Origin of the sequence: Bartonella sp. CL436QHHD (genome assembly GCF_042195105.1) — a bacterium.
Classification (GTDB): domain Bacteria; phylum Pseudomonadota; class Alphaproteobacteria; order Rhizobiales; family Rhizobiaceae; genus Bartonella.
Window position 1 is genome coordinate 1 of sequence record NZ_JBHINR010000069.1, and the last position, 5,720, is coordinate 5,720.

At 36.2% G+C, this 5,720-nt stretch carries 2 protein-coding genes; one reads left to right on the forward strand and one right to left on the reverse strand.

Annotated elements, in window-relative coordinates:
* Positions 1–822: 822 nt before the first annotated feature.
* Positions 823–1,953, reverse strand: a complete 1,131-nt coding sequence (locus ACFIKN_RS08225; RefSeq protein ID WP_273791624.1) for a metallophosphoesterase — start codon at positions 1,951–1,953, stop codon at positions 823–825.
* A 775-nt stretch (positions 1,954–2,728) separates the two neighbouring features.
* Here ACFIKN_RS08225 and ACFIKN_RS08230 point away from each other — a divergent pair.
* On the forward strand, positions 2,729–5,720 hold a 2,992-nt coding region (locus tag ACFIKN_RS08230; protein ID WP_375658228.1), incomplete at its 3' end, for a beta strand repeat-containing protein.

The following is a 5,720-nucleotide window of genomic DNA, read 5'->3' on the forward strand; positions in this document are numbered from 1 at the left end:
AATTGTGAGATAGACGACATAAAGCCATCGACAATCGAATTAGCCAGATCTTCGCCCGCTTGTTCCATACCAGCCTTGGCACTCTCCGAGAGCTTTTCCTGTGTAAAAAAACTCTTTCTAAACTGAAACTTCTTAAAATCCCCTTTTTACACCTCTCTCAAAGCAAAGATAAAACTGCCAAGACACGTGAGAGTCATCTAAGGATAATTGCATGAGACCATAACAGCTATAAACAGACTCCAATATTTGTATCATATTATTGTAACGATTTACTTACGTATAAAAGAAGAAGATAAAATTGTAATACAACTAAAAGTTCATACGATTAATCAAGAGAAATTATACAGCATCACAAAACATCAATTGTTTGAAGATTATAAGTAAAAAATTGATCAAAATAAAAAGCTTTTCTTATGAAAAAGAAAAGTGTTGCCCATGAGTAGATATTATAAGCTCTAATAAAGGGCATAACTTAATAATTATACCGCAACAAATTAATAAAAACAGCCTTCTTGATGATTCTGGACAACAAGTGCTAGCAAATTATGAACACACCCTTGACAAACTCCCCTTTCTTCAAAGATGAAAGCCTAAAAAGAAAAAATAGAATAACAAACCATTATTCTGCTTTGTATTAAAGCTCAGTTCACATTAAACCATTGCACTTATAGCGTATAACCTGAAATTTTAGCAGCTTTGAAAAAAATATGTCTGATTTTTCACTCTATTTCTAAGTAACATTTAGACACTCCTACTGCTCTTCAAGTCCGCACATATAATACGTTTTTTCCCTCATGCTTTAAGACAAAGAAACAAATCCTATTATAACTTACTGCAACTTGCCGAAAATTTGGTGTCTTTCCCTATAACACCAAGATCTTTAATTAAAAGCGGTTTTCCTATTTCTCCATTATAGGCTTTAACGTGAATGGTCTTGCCTTTCACATCTAAGAGGTAATAATCTCCATTAAAAAGCGCACCAGCTGTATATATAGGGATATTTCCAAAAACCTTATCATTTTTCGCACGGCAATAAGACTGATAATGCGTGTGACCCACGAAGATTGCTTTAACATTATGAGAGGTAATAATTGACTTAAAGACCGACAAATCTTTAGCATTCTTTTTACGAATAAAAAAGGATTCACCATCAATGGAAGCAGCACGCGCATCATGAAAATTAATGATTGTCACTTTACCTCTTGCATCAGCAGCAGCTAAATCGTTCCTAAGCCAATCTAAAGATTTATTGATTTGCACTTCTGTAGACTGCCCCTTCAAACCAACCGTATAGCTTGGATAATTGTGAAGCTGCACATAGTGAACATCTCCATAATCCCAAGAATAACTCAAACTCCCCCTTATCGAGCGAATATTTCCACCCGAAATGGGAACCAAGCTTTCAGTAACATCTGCATTGAAATGCGATAATTGACTACGGTATTTTTTGATTTCCGATACCATTCTTGAAACTGCACTTATAGCACAAGCATCTTTGTAAAAACTGAATTCTTGAGGATTTGTACAATTACCAACATTATTGGCATAATCGTGATTCCCTAGCCCCTCATAGACAGGTGCTCCAAGAGTTTTATAAACATTTTCATAATCATCATAGTTTTTTTGTTGTCCAAACTCCGTCAGATCACCATTGACAATATGGAATGCAGCCTTGTGCGCTTTTATCACACCAGCAACCTGCTCATTTATCTTTAACCATGGCTCTCTGTTTGATATTCCATTGGCATCACCAGAGTTTAAACGCCACGGTTGCGGATCAGCCATAATGATAGCAGTATAATTTTTTGTAAGAGACTTTTCTTTCATAGACCAATCCATGAATGCATCATGATGAAGCCTCTTGTCTCTTTTTATTTTTTCAGAATCAAGATTAAAACAACCAGAGAGAGTAAAAGCAATCACGGTGATTACCAATTCAACTTTATATCTCATAAACCTATCACCATAAAAACGTTACATATTTTTTATATTAAAAAATTCCTCAGAGACAATTTTTTTAGATTTTATTGTCAAAAATATGTCAAAAATTCGAAATAACGAAAGCAATGATCCTTCAATGAAGGTGCACTTTGATGATATAAAAGCACTGTTGATTTCAAGCCTTCAACTTCAAGAACTTTAATTGATTAAGATTTATAAGCTTGGGCTCTGGCTCTTTCAAATGTCATCGATACATCAACAGCTTATAAAAACTTAGTCGTATACTATTAAAATATCCCCAACAGGAGAAAAAATATATTCTTATACTAGAGTGCCCAACTCCTTTGGATATCAAGATCAATTATATTATAATATTATGATAAATAAGGTATAAATAATCAAAAGTGCTAGCAACAGTGTTATAGTATTACCGTCATCATTCACTTTGATAAGCTATAAAAATGCAGAAATACTACATAAAATACTATTATTACTTTATAAAAAATAATATAAATTATGTAAAGTATAATAATAATAGTTATAATTTCTATAATGTAGATTTACAATAAATTTAATTATATAATATAAATCATTACAAGCACATTGTGTGTTAAATATAAATTCATACAAATTTAATATTATTTATTTTTTAATTTTGACAAAAAATCAAAAATGTCTTACCAAATAAAGAAAATTATCGAAATTAATAACAACTATCCATTTTCACTTCTTCTTATGAAGTTTGCGGGGAAATGAATATTTGGGGGCTCTCATAAGGAGAATACTGGTGTATAAAACATCCCTTTTATCATGCACGGCTGCGGCTGCTATCATCCTATTCAACATCCAGTTCACTGCACATGCTGAAACTCTTGGCGTTGCCAACGAAGAAAAAGATATATCCGGAAAAACGTACGAGACTATTTATGTAAAAGACAAAGGAAAAATCACCGGCAGTACTGTAACTGTAACTGGAAATGAAAACACAAATACAGACACAGGTAGCGATAAATATGTTGTAACAGTTGAAGGTGCTAACAGTGCGCTTGAATTAAATGGCTTAAATATTCAAGGCACTGATTCTGATGTTCGTTTCGGTATTTCTGTAAAAGACGGCGCTAACATCAACCTGACCGGGGGGAACATTACAGCTTCTCAAACTGGCGTTTATATTGATGGTAGTAAGAATAGTAGAAGTATACTGCAAAATGTAGTGATATCAGATAATAAAAATGAAGCATCATCACTCCTTGGAATAGAAATAAACAACGAAAGTTTAATTACTTTAGAAAATGTAACAGTTAAGCAAGCAGAAACTGGTATACTTGCGGATGACGTTTCTCAAGTTATAGTATCCGGAGGATCATTCGAGGGTAAAATGGATGGCGTATATGCTATGGGCGGCACCACCATTACTGTAGATGGCGGTACTAACATTACCTCATCTAATGGTAACGGACTCCATGCCGATGATGAAAATACCACCATAAAAATGACTGGAGGAAGCGTAACTGGAAAAGACGCAGCATTGTATACAAACGACGGTGGTCATATTAAAGTCACGGGTGGTACTCTAACAGCAAAGGGAGATACCACAAGTGCACCTACTACAGAAGGGGATAATCCTGCATCTAATAAGGGTACTAAAATTGAGAGTGGATTCGGCGCCTTGTCTCAAGGTGAAAACAGTGTGATTGAATTGTCTGATACAAAGATCAAAGATGCTACAATCGGGTTGAAAACACAAGAAAGTGGCGCAATCGCAATGACTGGGGGAAGCATTACAGCGTCCAAAGTTGGTGCATTCTTTTTGGATAGCAAAAGCAAAGAAAACGAACTGAAAGATGTAGTGACATCAAGTGGGAAAGATGATGCGCCACTAATCAATGGAATCAAGGCAACTAACAGTAATGTCACTTTAAATAATGTAACAGTGACTCAAGCAGCAGCCGGTATATTTGCAGATCATGATTCGACAATAACAATCTCGGGAGGATCATTTCATGCACAAAATACAACAATATCTGCTCAAAACGGCAGCGCCATCACTTTAACCAACAATGCAAACATTACATCATCTGATAACGTTGGACTCTATGCAAACAGTTCAAACTCCTCCATCAGCATGACGGGAGGAACCGTCACGGGGAAAGGTAATGCATTGGTTGCTGAAAATGGTGGCCATATTACTGTTGCAGATGTAACCCTAAAAACAAATGATAGCGATAAGTCATCTGGTGTATTTTCTAATGGTGAAGGCAGTGTAGTTGAATTGCTTGAGGGAACAACGATTAGTAATAGTGAAATTGGACTTACAACAAACGATGGTGGCGCAATAAACATGACTGGAGGAACCATTAAAACTTCTCTAGTTGGTGCCAGCTTCTTAAACAGTAACAGTGGTGAAAACAAGCTAGAAGGTGTGAAGATATCGAATAGTAAAGACGATGCGCTACTAAACTTTGGAATAAAAGCAGACAAAAGTACCGTTGTTTTAAATAATGTAGAAGTGACTCAGGCAGCCGCCAGTATAGTTGCAAATGATCACTCAACAATAACGGTCTCAGGAGGATCATTTAGTGGACGTGATGTAGGAGGAAGCGCCGAAGCCAGCAGTACGATTATCTTAAAAAACAATGCTAACATTACATCATCTGATGGCGGAGGACTCCTTGCAGACGGTTCAGGATCTAAGATCATAATGATGGGAGGATCCGTAGCCGCGAACGAAACAGCGTTATTCGCAATCAACGGAGGGCATATTGATGCCACAGATGTTGCTCTAAAAACAGAGGGAAAAGGAAACGGTGCATTTGTAAGTGGCAATGACAGCACAATTCAATTGCATGGAGATACAATAATTAACAATACTTTGGGCGGCCTTGGAGCAGTTGACGGTGGTAAAATCACCAGCAAAGATTTAACAATAATCGGTGGTGAAGCACTTGACGGCCCCGACAACGAACGCACTGGTATATGGACATCGGACTCTGGTAGTGAAGTTAGGTTAATGGGCAAAACAACCATTCAAAATGTTGATGAAGGGTTTTATGCAGACGGTGGAAGTCAAATCATTAGCGGAGATTTAATTATAACCGGTGGTGAAAGTAAAATAATGACCGTTGGTGTAAACGTTGCAGAAACTGATAGTTTAATTAAGTTAAATGGTAAAACAATCATTCAAAATTTTGATGTTGGTCTCACCGCAGGAAATAATAGCACGATTAAGATGACGAATGGTTATATTGGAGCAGCAGAGAATACAATAAAAAATAAAATAGAAGCAAAAAAAGTTGCACTATGGGCGGCATTTAACGGACATATTGATGTCGTGAATACTTCTATGATAGCAGGAGTTGCTGGTTTGCAATTTATAGCTCTCTCTAATCCTGATCTAGATTATCCAGATGATCCACAAAAACGTAGCAGTGAAATCAATTTAACCAATGCAGATGTTCACGCTGAAAATGGTACTGGAATTTTTGTTGGAGCTTTTACTAACGATAACATGGAAGATATTCCAGGTTTGTCAATCGGTACAGTCAATCTCAAAAATTCAGAAATCCATGCTGATGTATTGTTAGGAGATGGTCTTTTCGAAGATCCAAAATCTTGGAAAAATGACAATTATTGGAACAATAAAGAGGTTAAAGCGATCTCCAACGGCACCTTCACATTAAGCGCAGATCAGTCTATTCTAGAAGGCAGAGCGAATATTGCTAAAGACAGAAATGTACGTTTTGATCTGAAAAACAATACAACATGGACGTTAAAAATCA